The sequence below is a fragment of the Treponema saccharophilum DSM 2985 genome (genome assembly GCF_000255555.1).
In the GTDB taxonomy this organism is placed as follows: Bacteria; Spirochaetota; Spirochaetia; order Treponematales; family Treponemataceae; genus Treponema_D; species Treponema_D saccharophilum.
The window spans coordinates 57623-71032 of record NZ_AGRW01000030.1 but is presented as its reverse complement, the minus strand read 5'-3'; the positions used below and the strand labels follow the sequence as shown (position 1 = coordinate 71032).

The window sequence follows — 13410 nt, the reverse complement described above, 5'->3', positions numbered from 1 at the left end:
ATCTTTGAACATTAAGTATTCCGTTCTTTCAAAAATATTTGATGATTTTGCTAAAAAGTACACAACAGCTTTTGAAGAATTAAAGGATGATGAAAAGATTTCCAGAGACGTACTCAATTCTATTTTGCAAGTTGTGAAATCCAGGTTTTGATAAATTGGTGTTTTTGATTTTTATACCAAAAATGAAAGTTGTATCACCTTCCGTTTTCGGAAGGTCGGCCAGTTCACGGTTAGGAAATACTTGACCACAAGTGCATTTCCATTCGATTTTTTCTTTTTTTTAAACAATCTGCACACCGTCTTAATCCACATGGATTGTTTGGGTCTGTAGACGGATATTCATATTCTTTTCCACAAACATGACATATTCTTCGCATTATATGAATATTAATAGACTGCCTTTATACCGTATGAATAACCGTCACGAAGCGGATTATAGCCAATGGATTCAAAATAATCACAAAGGTAATTCCATTCTATACCAGTATGGTCGGCGGATTTTATTTCTGCACAACTTAAAGCTGCGTGGCAAAGTTCGTGAATAATCAAGCTATCTGGTATCTCATATTTCGGATTATGAAGAATCCAGATGCATTCATTATCTTTACAACAAGTCGCAGTTACATTATCATATTCCTTAGTATTAAGGATGTCTGCGTATCTGATTTCTCTTGTAATCGGAAACCAGGTTTTATCAAAAAGCTTTTCGAGCTCTTTTCCTCTATTTCTAAGTTCGTTATCATACTTAAAAACACAAGGAACATTATTAACCATAGTGTTAAACTCTTTTGAAGCTTTGTAGTTATTTTCAAGTTCTGTATTATAAATACTTACAGTATCATTTGCTATGGAACTACACTGTTTAATACAAGACGTAAAAATGATAATGTCTGTAATAATAACTACAAAAAGAACTGTAAAAAGTTTTTTCATTTTTATCCTTTCTGCAAACTGATTTTTGTCTTTCTCATCTATTTTCCTTGGCTTTCTTTTCCGGCAGTTCAGCATACATACCTTCCAGAAGTTCCTGAATCAGGGCTTTATCATCAAAAAAGTCAAATACATGCATGAGGGTTTTTGATTCTTCATAGGGGTAACGCAGTTCAGAATCTGCAAGCAGCCTGTCCGATGTCGGTGTTCTCTTCAAAAACAGCTCATCACTTCAATTCTAAATAGTCTTCTATTTTTTTGTTGATCGTTTCACAAAGCTTCAATTCATTCTCTAAGAGTACATCCTTTCCGTCTATTACGGAAGTTGAAGGATGTACTCTTTTATTTGCTTTTGCAATCTTTTCTATATTTTCAATTGTTATTTCGTACATATTTTCATCAAGAAAAGCTCCAGGGAACTCTTTTTGTAGTTCCTTATACTCTTTTCTTTTGAAAAGTGTTGGACAAGTTTCCTTGTCCCAAGATAAAATATATTCATTCATATTCGCTCCTGTTTTATCATTTCCTAGAAGAATCGAACTTCTGTTCTTAGGATGAAAACCTAACGTCCTAACCACTAGACGAAGGGAACATAAGCAAGGTGAATCATAAGTCTAAACTAAGAACAATTGTGTTGTATCACCTTCCGTTTTCGGAAGGGCGGCCAGTAACTCTACTTTATTAGAGTGTTACGATGTCTTTTGTACCTACAAGTTTTTCCTGTAAATCAGGCTTTTCCTGACAGAGCAGACAATTTTCAAATTGTTTTTCCGTCAAAATCAGCATTCGTACTTCTCCTGTAGATGGTAAATATGATTTTACCCTGTTTTGATGCTTGATGCAACTTTTTTTCGTATCTTCTACCCGCATGAAAACCTCTGGCTGAATTTTTAGATACCCATCATTTATTAAAAATCTTCTGAGCTCAGTATAAGCTATTCGACAACTACTTCATCTCCAGACCGCATATAAGTTAACTGGCCGCCCATAATTTCTTTCATCTGATTGAAAACCGAAAGGCCGGTACAGTGGCAGGTTGCAAAGCGAACTTTGTAGGATTTGAGACTGTTTTTCAGTGGCAAAAATCGAAAATACGAAAATAATAAAAAAAGATATTCTTTTTCATCATAATAATATTGCCTTTTAAAATTGAATAATATCTAATTATTTATTTCCAAGCATTAACTGTTGTTACCTTATACTTAATAGTTTCATTCTTAATAGGATCATCATCAAATTGATATTTTAATAACAACTGAAACTCAAATTCTTCATCAATTGTTTTGTGATTACTGAACAATGAAGTAAAGTCTATTTTGGGCCAGCCTTGAGAATTACCTACTGAATGCGCAAAAAGTTCCCCATTCAACCAAAAATTCTTACCATCACTCCTCCATGAATCAGGATTTTCTTCCAGTGTTGAAACCGTTTCAGGTAATTTAAATTCAACATTTTGACAAACAATTTCAGTCTTTCCTTCATATACATAAGATAATTCTATTAAAACTAATTTTTTATATTGTTTTTTTGTATATATTTCTACACTAGCTTTATAAGGATCTGCTTTTTTTGTCTTTTATTCCACCCTGTCCACCATATAAAATATATTTCCTGTTCAAATGCATTTCCACTTTCTAATCTATTCTTCATTCCACATGGAGGGGAATTTTCCTGATTTATTTCATATGAAAGATAATATTCAATATTATCAGCTCTATTTGTAGCACAACTTAAGAGTAGTGTACTTATACAAAAAATTAAAAATACTAATACTTTTTTCATTTTTACTCCTCCAATTTGAAGCTTTGTTATGGGATTTTTTTCTAAAACTCCATTAGACTTCCTTTGTTGAAAGTCCATTCTGGTGTTTCCAATATATCATCTTCAATATAATACCAAGGACTAATAGATTCATAACTTTTTAATATATGAAATTCTTGCGACGGCATATAACTTTGCCCAAGCAACATTATTTTTTTTCCTGTTTTTTTATTTATGGCGACATCAAGTACTAATACAACGTGTCCAGGACTTCCTCCATAAATAAAAAAATCGCCTGGAACAATATTTTCTACTGATTTCTTTTTTGACTCTTTTGATAAAGAATAAGTGCCCGCGTAAGAATAAATAAATTTTAGATATTCATCAAAAACATCTCGCGTGTTTCCTGTTTTGTATCCAGATTTCCATATAGCATCATTTCCAGAGATAATAACTCTTTCTCCATTTATATATCTTTCAAACGGAACAAGCATTCCGTTAGTAATATGAAATTTAATTTCGGGAAATCTTTTTTGAGCATATAAATATTCAGCTCGCAATTTTATTACGGCATCTGCACATTGAATAAGATCAACAGATAAAAGTGGCATATCAAAAACAGAAATATGCACTTTATTTCTTTTTTCCTGCCCATTGTACAGTAAAACAGGGGAACCATATTTTTTTAAGGAGTAAGTTCGTAGATAGTTGGCAAATGAATTTTTATCAACATAAAGTCTTTCAAAGCCCTCGGGAAGAAAAAACCGTTCAACTATATTATTTCCATTTTTATTAATTTCTTGGGAATATATAAAAAATGGAAAAATCAGCAAAAATGCAAGAATTATATTTTTTTTCATCTTTCTCTCAAAAAGCGCCCAAATGCGGGCGTCCACATAACAATTGCTTAAACCGCACGCGGCTTGACCGGTTTGTCGGCTTTGAACTTTTGTTATGTGAAATTCTACTCAATCATCAATTTGATATTATCAACAACAGTATTAATTTCTTCTTCTGTTGCTTTTTCTATAAAGTCGCAGTTTCTTTGAGTCCAGTCAAGATTTTTTACCTGGTCGCTCAAAATGCAACCGTTGATAGAATGATTGTCTAAGACAATTTCAAAAGGATAACCTTTTATATGGCTTGTTATAGGACAGAACAAAGCAAGCCCAATCTTTTTATTGTATATTTTCTGAGAAACACAAATCGCAGGACGGCGACCTTTTTGCTCATGTCCAGCTTGCGGGTCAAAGTCCAGCCAAACCAAGTCGCCTTTTTCTGGAACATAATTTGATTTTACCATTCTTCGTTACCTATCGCATGGCCTGTTGAAATTTCCGAATGAATGTTATCGGCATTTACCATAGCCATCATATCATCAAGCGATTTTTTCTGGGGAAGAATGATCATTTTTCCTTTTTCGACAATCACTTCAATTTTACTGCCACTTTTTACATTGTTGTCTTTTGCCCAAAGTGACGGAATTCTAAAACCGAGGCTGTTGCCCCATTTCTGAACTACTGCTTGCATAGTGCTACCTCCATATATTTAGTATATACAATGTATATTCTGTATTGTCAAGGAAAATGTAAAAAAAATGTGGCTTGCATTACAGTAAGAACCTGGGTAGAGGTAGCTTCGCCGGAGCGGAGCTTCAGGTTTTCTTTGATGGTCATTGTTTTGTTTTGAACAACGTTGGTAGCATTTGTTTTTGTTACTTCTGTTTGCACAGAAGGATTGCCGTGTTTAGGCATTACAACTTTTGATAAATCGTTCGATTTTCCTTTTATCCAATTTTCAATCTGATTACATGCTTCTGGAGTTGTGCGGATTAATGTTTGAAAAAGAGTTTTTTCAGATATTTCATCTATATAAACATTCATGTAATCGCCATCAATTGTAAGATAAATATAAAATGGAGTTTCTTTTTCGTATAATGATAAAAACTTTTCCTGCGGATTTGCGGTCGACTCAATATATGTTTGAGCATTACTATACATCTTACAGACTTTATACTTTATATAATCTTCAGAAGAACTCTCTGTTTTAACTAAAAAACAACATTCCCCTTTACCTTTATGACTATTTCTAGCAAATAAATAAAAATCCGAAAAACCATAATACCCCAAATTAAAATCTTCTTCCAAAGTTACAGCATTTTCATATTGATTTTTCCAACTTTTCCAGAATGGCTCATTTTTATATATTATCGAAAATCTATCATCTTTACTTTCAAGCTGCTCATAATAATATGAAGGAACCCAAAAAGCATTTTTGGTTTTCTCAGAAATACTTATATTATTTTCTGTGAAAAGTACATCGTCAATATTAATCAATAAAGCTTTTGGATTATCAGCTTGATAAAGAATTATATATAATTTAGTTGCATCATTTGGATTTGAAAAACCGATTCCATCATCGTTTTTAGTACAAAGAATTTCATCTTTTGAAATATAATATTGTTTTCCGATTAATGATGTCCAAGTAAAATCTTTCTTAGCTTTAAAACTAAATTGTTGCGAATAAATGTTTATGCAAGAAGATAGTAAAAAAAGAAGAAGTAATACTTTATTTTTCATTTTTATATGTCTCCGTATAATTAAAAGCATATATTTCAGACCTGATTCATTGTTTACCAGCCCGATGCTGGCTCCCTTTAGTCCCATATCAGGACCGGCACCGTGAGGAGCAGAATTGTGCCAGTCCTCATTTCCTTTTCCATGCATCAACTTTATAAAGTCCATGCTGATTGCAGTAAAAGAAAACCTGATTTGTGCCGCTTATTTTGAAACTTGCTTCTGCGTTCTGTTCCGCAACTCGCTCACGCTCGCTCTTCCTATCGCTTGTCCGGCTAATCAAAACTTTTCCTTAACCTTGTCCAGAAAAATCTTCGCGGCCGCAGAAAGTTCCCGGTCTTTTTTCCAGGCAAGGTAAATATCACTGTAGATGGCAGGCTCCAGCGGAACAAAACAGAGCTGGCTTTCTGAAGAAATGTCGGAAAGCCCCTCCAGCGTAATGCAGGAAGCAATATTCTCCCTGGCAAAAATACTTGCATTGTAAATCAGATTGTAAGAGCCGGTTATATTGTATTTTTCCATGGAACCGCCGAACCAGTGCAAAAGTTCCCCGTGCTTGGTGGCCTGCTCAGACAAAAACAAAGGCTCGTAGTGTTCCAGAAGATTTTCCTTTTTTATGCAGTCGTACTTTGCAAGCGGATTGTCCTTGTGAGTAAGAAGCCCCCAGCGGTCTTTCTGCAAAAGAGTCAGATGATTATATTTTTCCACATTCTTAAAGCCGATAAAAAGAGCGAAGTCACAAAGTCCCCTGTCCAGCCGCTCACAGATAATTCCCGCATCCCCGGAAAAAAGATTTACCTCAATTTTAGGATGATTTTCACGGATTTTCTTAAAGGCCACGGCAAGTTCAGAAAGGGCCTTAGTCTCCCCCGCCCCAATATAAATCCTGCCCGAAACCTGTGACCTGCTGGTCTTGAATTCCTGAACCGTCTTTTCCGAAAGCTCCGTAATCTGAACAGCGTAGTTGTAAAAACGCACCCCCTCGTCAGTCAGAATGAATTTGCGGTTCTGCCGGTTGCGCTCAAAAAGCCTCACCCCCAGTTCCTCTTCAAGTTCCATAATCTGCCGTGAAAGAGTCGGCTGCGTGATGTGAATAATTTCCGCCGCCCTGGACATATTCTGTTCATCTGCGATTGTAATGAAATATTTCAATACCCGGAGTTCCATAGGAAAAAGTATAGCACAGAAAAAAAGCATAAACTATGCCTTTTAAGCATAATTCCAAATAAAAACAAAGTATTTGTAATATCACCCCCATTCCAGTATCTTAAAAACATGACGGAGGTATTTTATGAAAAAGACACTGAAACTTCTTTGTGCCACGGCTCTTGCTCTGGCTTCACTTTCATCAGCATTCGCAAAAGATGCGAAAAACGGGGTAAAAATGGAAAAACTTAAGCTCGAAAAAAAATGGGACAAGACTTTTGCTCTGTCTGACTCGGTTTCACACAAAAAGGTCACTTTCACCAACCACTTTGGAATCACGCTGGCGGCCGACATGTACACGCCCAAGTCAGCACCCGCAAACGGAAAATTCGCTGCGATTGCGGTTTCTGGTCCCTTCGGTGCTGTAAAAGAACAGGCTTCGGGCTTGTATGCCCACGAAATGGCAAAACGCGGCTACCTTACAATCGCCTTTGACCCAAGTTTTACCGGTGAATCTGGCGGTCAGCCCCGCTACATGAACAGTCCTGACATCAACACGGAAGACTTTCAGGCGGCGGTGGACTTTCTTTCAAACCTTCCCAATGTAGACCCGGAAAAAATCGGCATCATCGGAATCTGCGGCTGGGGTGGCATGGCACTGAACACCGCTGGAATCGACACCAGAATCAAGGCCACTGCAGTAATGACCATGTATGACATGAGCCGTATCGCAAACAAAGGCTACTTCGACGAGAACGACAATGAGGAATCCCGCTACCAGGCAAGAGTCGCCGTAAACAAGGCCCGCACGGAAAGCTTTGCGAATGGCAACTACCCCACAGCAGGCGGACTTCCAGAAGAGCGCCCGGAAGGAGACACTTTCTTCAGCCAGTACTGGGACTACTACAAGACCGGCCGCGGCTACCATCCCCGCTCACTCAATTCCAACATGGGCTGGGCAAGCACCGCATCAACAAGTCTTATGAACACCAGCCTTCTGACATACTCCAACGAAATCCGCTCGGCTGTCCTCATCGTCCACGGTGAAAAAGCCCACAGCCGCTACATGGGAGAAACTGCCTACAATAACATGGTAAAAGACAGCAAATACACGGCCAACAAGGAACTGATGATTATCCCCGAAGCCACCCACTGCGACCTCTACGATGGCGGAAAAGGCAACTTCATCCCATGGGAAAAATTGCAGGAATTTTTTGAAGCAAATCTCAAGTAATTTTTCAAAAACTGATGTTTTACTGGCCTCTGCAGGAAGTAATTTCTTTGCAGGGGCCATTTTTAATATTTCGGAAACATTTCGGAAACAATTTTTATACATGCAAAGCGTAGACTCTCCGTAAATAAGATTTTACGAGGGCGCATGTATGAAAAAAATACTTCAGACATTCATGCTGATTTTCTTCCTGTCGTCTCTGGCCCTGTATGGGGAAGAGGGAGAGGAAAAGCAGGCGGAAGAAGTCGAACTTACGGTGGAGGATGCCGTAAAATATGCCAGGGAGCACAGCCGGACCATCAGGAGCGCGGCAATCGATGTGGACTCAAAGGCTGATGCCAGAAACCACTCTCTCAACGCATTTTTACCGGATGTGAGTTTTTCGGGCACAATCTCCAAGCCCAACGAGGGCACGGCTGAAAAGGAAATCGACAACTATTCTGCCATAGGTTCAGCTTCAATTTCACTCAGCTGGGGACTTTCAATCATCCAGAAAGTGAAGAAAGCGAACATCGACTACAAGAACGGCCTTCTCAGCTGGGACGAGACCGTGAGGCAGAACGAAAGGGACGTGAAGAAACTCTTCTACGCCCTGCTCCTCCAGCAGAAGACGCTTGAGACTGACAAGGCGTCGCTTTCGAACACGAAAAAAAGATACGAGAACACCGATAAAAGCTACAGGAACGGCGGCTCGTCAAAAATCAATTTTCTGCAGAGCAAAGTCACCTACCAGAACATGAAAAGGGACATCGAAAAAGAAGAAATCGCCCTGAACAGGCAGCTTCGGGAATTCGCCTCGATTCTGGGACTTTCGCCAAAGACAAAAGTCATTCTCTCAGGAAGCCTTGAGACCCAAATCGTAGTGCTCAACAAGGAGGAACTGCTTTCACTGCACTCGGCATACAGCAACCAGGTGGAGTCACTGGAGCTTCAGATTCAGTCGGTGGAATCTCAGATGAAGGCGTTGAACCTTGACTCGTGGACACCGACGCTCTCGTTCAACTATGCAACCAAGCAGACGATGACAGGACTGGACAACGACTGGTTCGACTCTTCTTCATGGACGGACAAGGGAAGCACAAGCCTCTCCCTCACCTGGAATTTTACGAACGTGCTTCCGTTTTCGAACAACAGAATCAAATACCACGACCTTGAGAGGCAGAAGGAGAAACTTGAGCTGCAGCTTGAGCAAAAGAAAGACGACATCCTTTTGGACAGCCAGAAGCTCTTTGACGAGTTGGAAAGTTCAGCCGTTTCCCTCGAATCCTGCAGGGAGAACATCGCCCTCGCAGAAGAATCCTATTCGCTGGTGAACAAGGCCTACAACGCAGGCTCGGCGGACTTAATCGAAGTGCGGGACGCGGAGGAGCAGCTGAACAAGAGCAGGCTTTCGGAGCAGTCGGAACTCTACACTTACATCTGCGCACTTACGGATTTGGAGTACATGCTGGATTTGCCGGATGGCTGGCGGAACAAATAAAGACTTAAAGGTTTTATCAAGGAGACAAACATGACAAAGACTGGAAAAAGAATTTCAACATTCATTCTTTCAATAATTGCGGCACTTTCGATGGTGATGATGACATCATGCGGTGGAAAAAAAGACGGTAAAAAGAAGAACGAGGATGCTAAAGCGGCCTTCACTGTGAGCGTGAGGAAAATCGCCCCGGAGACGATGGAAGACTACATCGAATTCGGCGGCACGGTGAAGGCTGTTGACAGCGTGGAGGTTCTTCCCTCTGTTGCGGGAAAAATCGCCAGAATCTCGGTGAAAGGCGGCGACAGGGTAAAGCGCGGAGATGTGATTGCCCAGATTGACCCCAGCAAACCTGGATCGGAATTCGCATTGAGCCCGGTCAAGGCCACATCAAGCGGAACTGTGACAAAACTTCCGTTTTCGGTTGGCGCCTACGCTACAACTTCAACAACAATTGCTGAAATCAGCAGCACAGATGATTTGGAAATCAACATTAATGTAAGTGAAAGATTCGTTCCCCTCATCAAGGAAGGACAGATTGCACAGGTCACTTTCAAGTCATATCCTGGGGAATTTTTTGGCGCAAAAGTCGAAAGAATCAGCCCGATTCTGGACCCCTCCACAAGAACGATGGAAGTCACACTAAATATAGAAGAAACAAGGGGAATCGTGAAAGCCGGAATGTTCGCCCATGTAAAACTCATCACGCAGACGAAAAATGACGTGCTCGCTCTTCCCAACCGGGCAATCGTCTACAACGGCGGAAAGCCTTATGTCTTTGTGGCAGATTCAACCGGAGAAAACGCCAGCGTGAGCAGAATTCCTGTAACAACAGGCCTCAGCGTCGACGGCAAGACTGAGATAGCTTCTGGGCTTTCAGAGGGGAATCTTGCAATCGTCAAAGGACAGAACATGATAAGCGAGGGACAGAAAGTGAACGCCCTGCTTCAAAAAGATGAGTAACAGAAGAAGGAATACATGAACAGAGGAGAAAGACTATGCTGAAAAAAATACTTTCCAAACCGCTTACGGTTTTAATCGTCTTTACAATCATGGTCGCACTGGGACTTTTTTGCGGACTTAGGCTTCCGCTGGACATGTTCCCGGACACAAGCTACCCCATGATTATGGTTCAGACCTACTACGGAAATTCAGACTCCCAGGATGTGGAGCAGAATGTGACCCGACCGCTTGAATCGGTCTTTTCTGGTCTCAACGGCCTCAAGCACATGTCGTCGACTTCATCAACCGGCTACAGCCAGATAATGCTTGAATTTTCCACTGGAACCGATTTGGACACGGCCAGCAACAATATCCGCGACAAAATCGACAGCGTGCGTTCCAGCCTTCCGGATTCTGCCACAAGCCCGACCACTACCCACCTGGACGCGAGCCTGATTCCGCTCATGACACTTGCCATGAAGGGCGACCACACGCCAGAGGAACTTTACAAATACGCTGATGAAATCGTCGCACCAAATCTTGAACAGATTGACGGAGTTGCCAGCGCGGACATTTCAGGCGGACAGGAAAAATGCATCAAAGTCTCTCTTTCCCAGGAGCGTCTTGAATCCTACGGACTTTCGCTGGGAACTGTCATACAGTCATTGAAGGCTCAAAATCTTTCGTCTTCGGCCGGAATCATCGAATCTGAAAACACGAACTACACAATCGTTTCGGACGGAGCCTTTACCAGCCTTTCCGACATAGAAGACACCGTTGTTGCATACGCAAAGCCCTCGATTGTCGGAAAAAATTCTTCATCAGCTGAAAGCATCCCAATCTGCGTAAAAGACATTGGAGATGTGACTGAAAGCGTAAAGGATGTGACCTCAATTTCATACTTCGACGGCGTTCCCTGCATTCAGTTCAAAATCCAGAAACAGAGCGGAAAAAATTCTGTGGCTGCCGCCCACGCCTTGCGCGCTGCCCTTCCAAAAATACTCAAGCAGCTCCCGAATGATGTAGAAATCATCGAAGTTTCCAACAACACAGACCAGATTGAAGCGACCGTTCACGAAGTCATCAATTCGGTTCTTACAGGTGCGCTTCTGGCAATCGTTGTTCTTTTCATCTTCCTCAAAAATATCAAAAGCACATTGATAATCGGCCTTTCGATTCCGGTTTCAATCATCTCGACTCTGGTTTTCATGTACTTTAGAGGAACTTCCCTCAACCTGATTTCACTTTCGGGTCTTCTGCTGGGTGTCGGTATGCTGGTTGACAACTCAATCGTCGTTCTTGAAAACATCTACACCCACGCTTCCCAGGGAAAAAGCCCGCTACAGGCTTCGATAGACGGAGCGGGTGAAATGGTCATGCCGGTCATCTCGTCAACACTTACATCTGTCTGTATCTTCGTTCCAATGCTGGCCTTCGGAAGCATTCTTGGAGTCATGGGCGAGGCCTTTCTGGACCTGGGCTTTTCAATCAGCATTGCCCTCATCTGTTCGCTCTTTACTTCGATTGTACTCGTGCCTGTTCTTTCAGCTTACTATCTCAAAGTTGCACCGAAAAAAATCGAAGAAGCGGCGAAAACTGAAAAGAGATTCTCTCTCCACAGGGGCTACGGAAAAGCCGTAAGATGGGTTCTTCATCACAAGCTCCTTTCGATTCTTGCCCTTGTCGCACTTTTTATTCTTGCAATGGGAAGTCTTCCCGGCCGCGGCTTCATCCTCTTTCCTTCAAATCCCGAGTCGCAGGTGAAAGTCACAATGACTCTTCCAAAGGGAACTCCAATCTACGAAACAGAGGAGGAAATCAAGGAACTGGAACGGCTGGCTCTGGAAAATATTCCTTTCGTCGAATATTCAAACTACACGGTGGGAGGCAGCACGGCGGCTTCTTCAAACGAGGCTACCCTTCTCCTGTCTCTCACGGAAAAGGAATCCGACAAGGCAAAGGACATTCTCCGCTCCTTCTTCCCGACTTTTGCAGGTGCGGACTTCGACTTCGAGGCGACTTCCATCGGCTTGAACAGTGCTTCGTCTTCTTCGGGCGGATTCGAGCTTGAAATCCACTGCAACAACCTTGAAAAACTCTCGGCGACTGCGGAAAAACTCGTTTCCCTCATAAAAGAAGAATGCGGCGACATTGTGAACGAAGTCTCAAGCGACATTTCAAACGGACTTCCCCAGGTAAAAATCAGCCTGGACAGGGAAGCAATCAAAAGCCTGGGGCTTAGCATCCAGTCGATTTCCACGGAACTAAGGGCTGCGGTGAGCGGACTTGAGGCAGGGACCTACAGCCTTGACGGAGATGATTCTGACATCATCGTGACTCTGGACGAAAGTGACAAGCAGAAAGTGAAGGATTTGGAAAGGCTCTTCGTCACCAGCAACTCTGGAAAACGCATTCCCCTTTCCGCTGTGGCAAGCTACGAGGAAGTGACGGCTCCGTCTTCAATCACAAGAAAGAACCAGACCCGCATGACGAAGGTGGTGGCAGTGCCGAAAAAAGGCGTGCCCATCACAAGCGTGCAGTCGAAAATCATGCAGATTGTGGGAAACAAATTTGTGCAGGACGAAGAATTGAGCTTCAAGACTGCTGGCGACATGAGCGACATAATCGAAATGGGAAAAGGCTTCATCGTCATCATAATCATGGCCATGGTTCTGGTCTTCGCCGTTATGGCAAGCCAGTTTGAGAGCCTTAAAGACCCTTTCATCATCTATTTTACAATTCCCCTTTCCTTCATCGGTGTCGCATTGATTTACATGATGACAGGACAGCCGCTTTCGATGATGAGTGTGCTTGGCCTTTTGATGCTGGTTGGCGTAATCGTAAACAACGGAATCGTCCTTGTGGATGCGGCCAACAACCTCCGCAAAAACGGCATGAGCCTTGAAGAAGCCTGCGTTGAGAGCGCGAAAAGCCGTCTGCGCCCGATTCTGATGAGTACGCTCACGACTTTGATTTCGCTTGTCCCAATGGCGCTTTTCCCAAGCGAGGGAGCCATGATGATTCAGCCGATAAACCTTACGGTCTTGGGCGGTCTGGGTTTTGGAACGGTGATGACGCTTTTTGTCATGCCGGCGGTGTACTACATTTTCAACGCAAGAAAGTTGAAAGTTGAGAATTGAAAATTGAAAGATTTATGGAGAAGAATATGAAATTATGTTTTAGAAAGAGTTTTGCGGTTTTGACGTTCGCACTTGCCCTTGTAGGCTTTGTTCATGCAGAGGAAGCGGAAATTGGTAAAAGCGGAGAGAGTGAAAAAATTGAAGGCACTCAGCAGCCTGCGGAAGATTCGACAAAGGCTCAAAATGCCCAGGCCTATGTTCCGCCTG

14 protein-coding genes are annotated in these 13410 nt (G+C 41.9%); 4 read left to right on the top strand and 10 right to left on the bottom strand.

Going from position 1 to position 13410, the window contains the following annotated elements; translation table 11 throughout:
* Positions 1-387: 387 nt before the first annotated feature.
* The 10 genes from TRESADRAFT_RS01915 to TRESADRAFT_RS01870 form a co-directional block, all read right to left on the bottom strand.
* Complete coding sequence (locus TRESADRAFT_RS01915; RefSeq protein ID WP_040842109.1) at positions 388-1008, bottom strand: hypothetical protein; 621 nt, start codon at positions 1006-1008, stop codon at positions 388-390.
* A complete protein-coding gene (locus TRESADRAFT_RS15880; RefSeq protein WP_245534319.1) occupies positions 968-1147 on the bottom strand; it encodes a hypothetical protein in 180 nt (59 codons plus the stop codon). The genes TRESADRAFT_RS01915 and TRESADRAFT_RS15880 overlap by 41 nt, the downstream gene beginning before the upstream one ends.
* A 10-nt stretch (positions 1148-1157) precedes the next feature.
* Complete coding sequence (locus TRESADRAFT_RS15875) at positions 1158-1433, bottom strand: hypothetical protein (RefSeq protein ID WP_002701589.1); 276 nt, start codon at positions 1431-1433, stop codon at positions 1158-1160.
* A gap of 178 nt (positions 1434-1611) precedes the next feature.
* Positions 1612-1869, bottom strand: a complete 258-nt coding sequence (gene cas2, locus TRESADRAFT_RS16780) for a CRISPR-associated endonuclease Cas2 (protein ID WP_081478454.1) — start codon at positions 1867-1869, stop codon at positions 1612-1614.
* Between the two features lie 600 nt (positions 1870-2469).
* A complete protein-coding gene (locus TRESADRAFT_RS01895; protein ID WP_040842105.1) occupies positions 2470-2712 on the bottom strand; it encodes a hypothetical protein in 243 nt (80 codons plus the stop codon).
* A 41-nt stretch (positions 2713-2753) separates the two neighbouring features.
* Positions 2754-3551: a DUF4846 domain-containing protein gene (locus TRESADRAFT_RS01890; protein WP_002702338.1), complete on the bottom strand. Its 798-nt coding sequence runs from the start codon at positions 3549-3551 to the stop codon at positions 2754-2756.
* Between the two features lie 104 nt (positions 3552-3655).
* Complete coding sequence (mazF, locus tag TRESADRAFT_RS01885; protein WP_040842103.1) at positions 3656-3994, bottom strand: endoribonuclease MazF; 339 nt, start codon at positions 3992-3994, stop codon at positions 3656-3658.
* Positions 3988-4221: an AbrB/MazE/SpoVT family DNA-binding domain-containing protein gene (locus TRESADRAFT_RS01880; RefSeq protein WP_002702337.1), complete on the bottom strand. Its 234-nt coding sequence runs from the start codon at positions 4219-4221 to the stop codon at positions 3988-3990. The genes mazF and TRESADRAFT_RS01880 overlap by 7 nt, the downstream gene beginning before the upstream one ends.
* Positions 4222-4268: 47 nt before the next feature.
* The gene (locus TRESADRAFT_RS01875) at positions 4269-5435 is read right to left on the bottom strand and encodes a hypothetical protein (protein WP_040842101.1); all 1167 of its coding nucleotides are present in this window, start codon (positions 5433-5435) and stop codon (positions 4269-4271) included.
* 111 nt (positions 5436-5546) lie between these two features.
* Complete coding sequence (locus tag TRESADRAFT_RS01870; protein WP_040842139.1) at positions 5547-6434, bottom strand: LysR family transcriptional regulator; 888 nt, start codon at positions 6432-6434, stop codon at positions 5547-5549.
* 124 nt (positions 6435-6558) lie between these two features.
* Here TRESADRAFT_RS01870 and TRESADRAFT_RS01865 point away from each other — a divergent pair, with 124 nt between their 5' ends.
* The 4 genes from TRESADRAFT_RS01865 (at position 6559) to TRESADRAFT_RS01850 (ending at position 13203) form a co-directional block, all read left to right on the top strand.
* Positions 6559-7647: an alpha/beta hydrolase gene (locus TRESADRAFT_RS01865; protein WP_002702334.1), complete on the top strand. Its 1089-nt coding sequence runs from the start codon at positions 6559-6561 to the stop codon at positions 7645-7647.
* A 148-nt stretch (positions 7648-7795) separates the two neighbouring features.
* Positions 7796-9124: a TolC family protein gene (locus TRESADRAFT_RS01860; protein ID WP_002702333.1), complete on the top strand. Its 1329-nt coding sequence runs from the start codon at positions 7796-7798 to the stop codon at positions 9122-9124.
* Between the two features lie 30 nt (positions 9125-9154).
* Complete coding sequence (locus TRESADRAFT_RS01855) at positions 9155-10084, top strand: efflux RND transporter periplasmic adaptor subunit (RefSeq protein WP_002702331.1); 930 nt, start codon at positions 9155-9157, stop codon at positions 10082-10084.
* Between the two features lie 35 nt (positions 10085-10119).
* Complete coding sequence (locus tag TRESADRAFT_RS01850; protein ID WP_002702329.1) at positions 10120-13203, top strand: efflux RND transporter permease subunit; 3084 nt, start codon at positions 10120-10122, stop codon at positions 13201-13203.
* Positions 13204-13410: the final 207 nt, after the last annotated feature.

Bases quoted from the DNA above. Each gene is read 5' to 3' on its own strand.
- TRESADRAFT_RS01915 (WP_040842109.1), bottom strand. From the start codon at position 1,008: ATGCTGAACTGCCGGAAAAGAAAGCCAAGGAAAATAGATGAGAAAGAC.
- TRESADRAFT_RS15875 (WP_002701589.1), bottom strand. From the start codon at position 1,433: ATGAATGAATATATTTTATCTTGGGACAAGGAAACTTGTCCAACACTT.
- TRESADRAFT_RS01895 (WP_040842105.1), bottom strand. From the start codon at position 2,712: ATGAAAAAAGTATTAGTATTTTTAATTTTTTGTATAAGTACACTACTC.
- TRESADRAFT_RS01890 (WP_002702338.1), bottom strand. From the start codon at position 3,551: ATGAAAAAAAATATAATTCTTGCATTTTTGCTGATTTTTCCATTTTTT.
- mazF (WP_040842103.1), bottom strand. From the start codon at position 3,994: ATGGTAAAATCAAATTATGTTCCAGAAAAAGGCGACTTGGTTTGGCTG.
- TRESADRAFT_RS01880 (WP_002702337.1), bottom strand. From the start codon at position 4,221: ATGCAAGCAGTAGTTCAGAAATGGGGCAACAGCCTCGGTTTTAGAATT.
- TRESADRAFT_RS01875 (WP_040842101.1), bottom strand. From the start codon at position 5,435: ATGGACTTTATAAAGTTGATGCATGGAAAAGGAAATGAGGACTGGCAC.
- TRESADRAFT_RS01870 (WP_040842139.1), bottom strand. From the start codon at position 6,434: ATGGAACTCCGGGTATTGAAATATTTCATTACAATCGCAGATGAACAG.
- TRESADRAFT_RS01865 (WP_002702334.1), top strand. From the start codon at position 6,559: ATGAAAAAGACACTGAAACTTCTTTGTGCCACGGCTCTTGCTCTGGCT.
- TRESADRAFT_RS01860 (WP_002702333.1), top strand. From the start codon at position 7,796: ATGAAAAAAATACTTCAGACATTCATGCTGATTTTCTTCCTGTCGTCT.
- TRESADRAFT_RS01855 (WP_002702331.1), top strand. From the start codon at position 9,155: ATGACAAAGACTGGAAAAAGAATTTCAACATTCATTCTTTCAATAATT.
- TRESADRAFT_RS01850 (WP_002702329.1), top strand. From the start codon at position 10,120: ATGCTGAAAAAAATACTTTCCAAACCGCTTACGGTTTTAATCGTCTTT.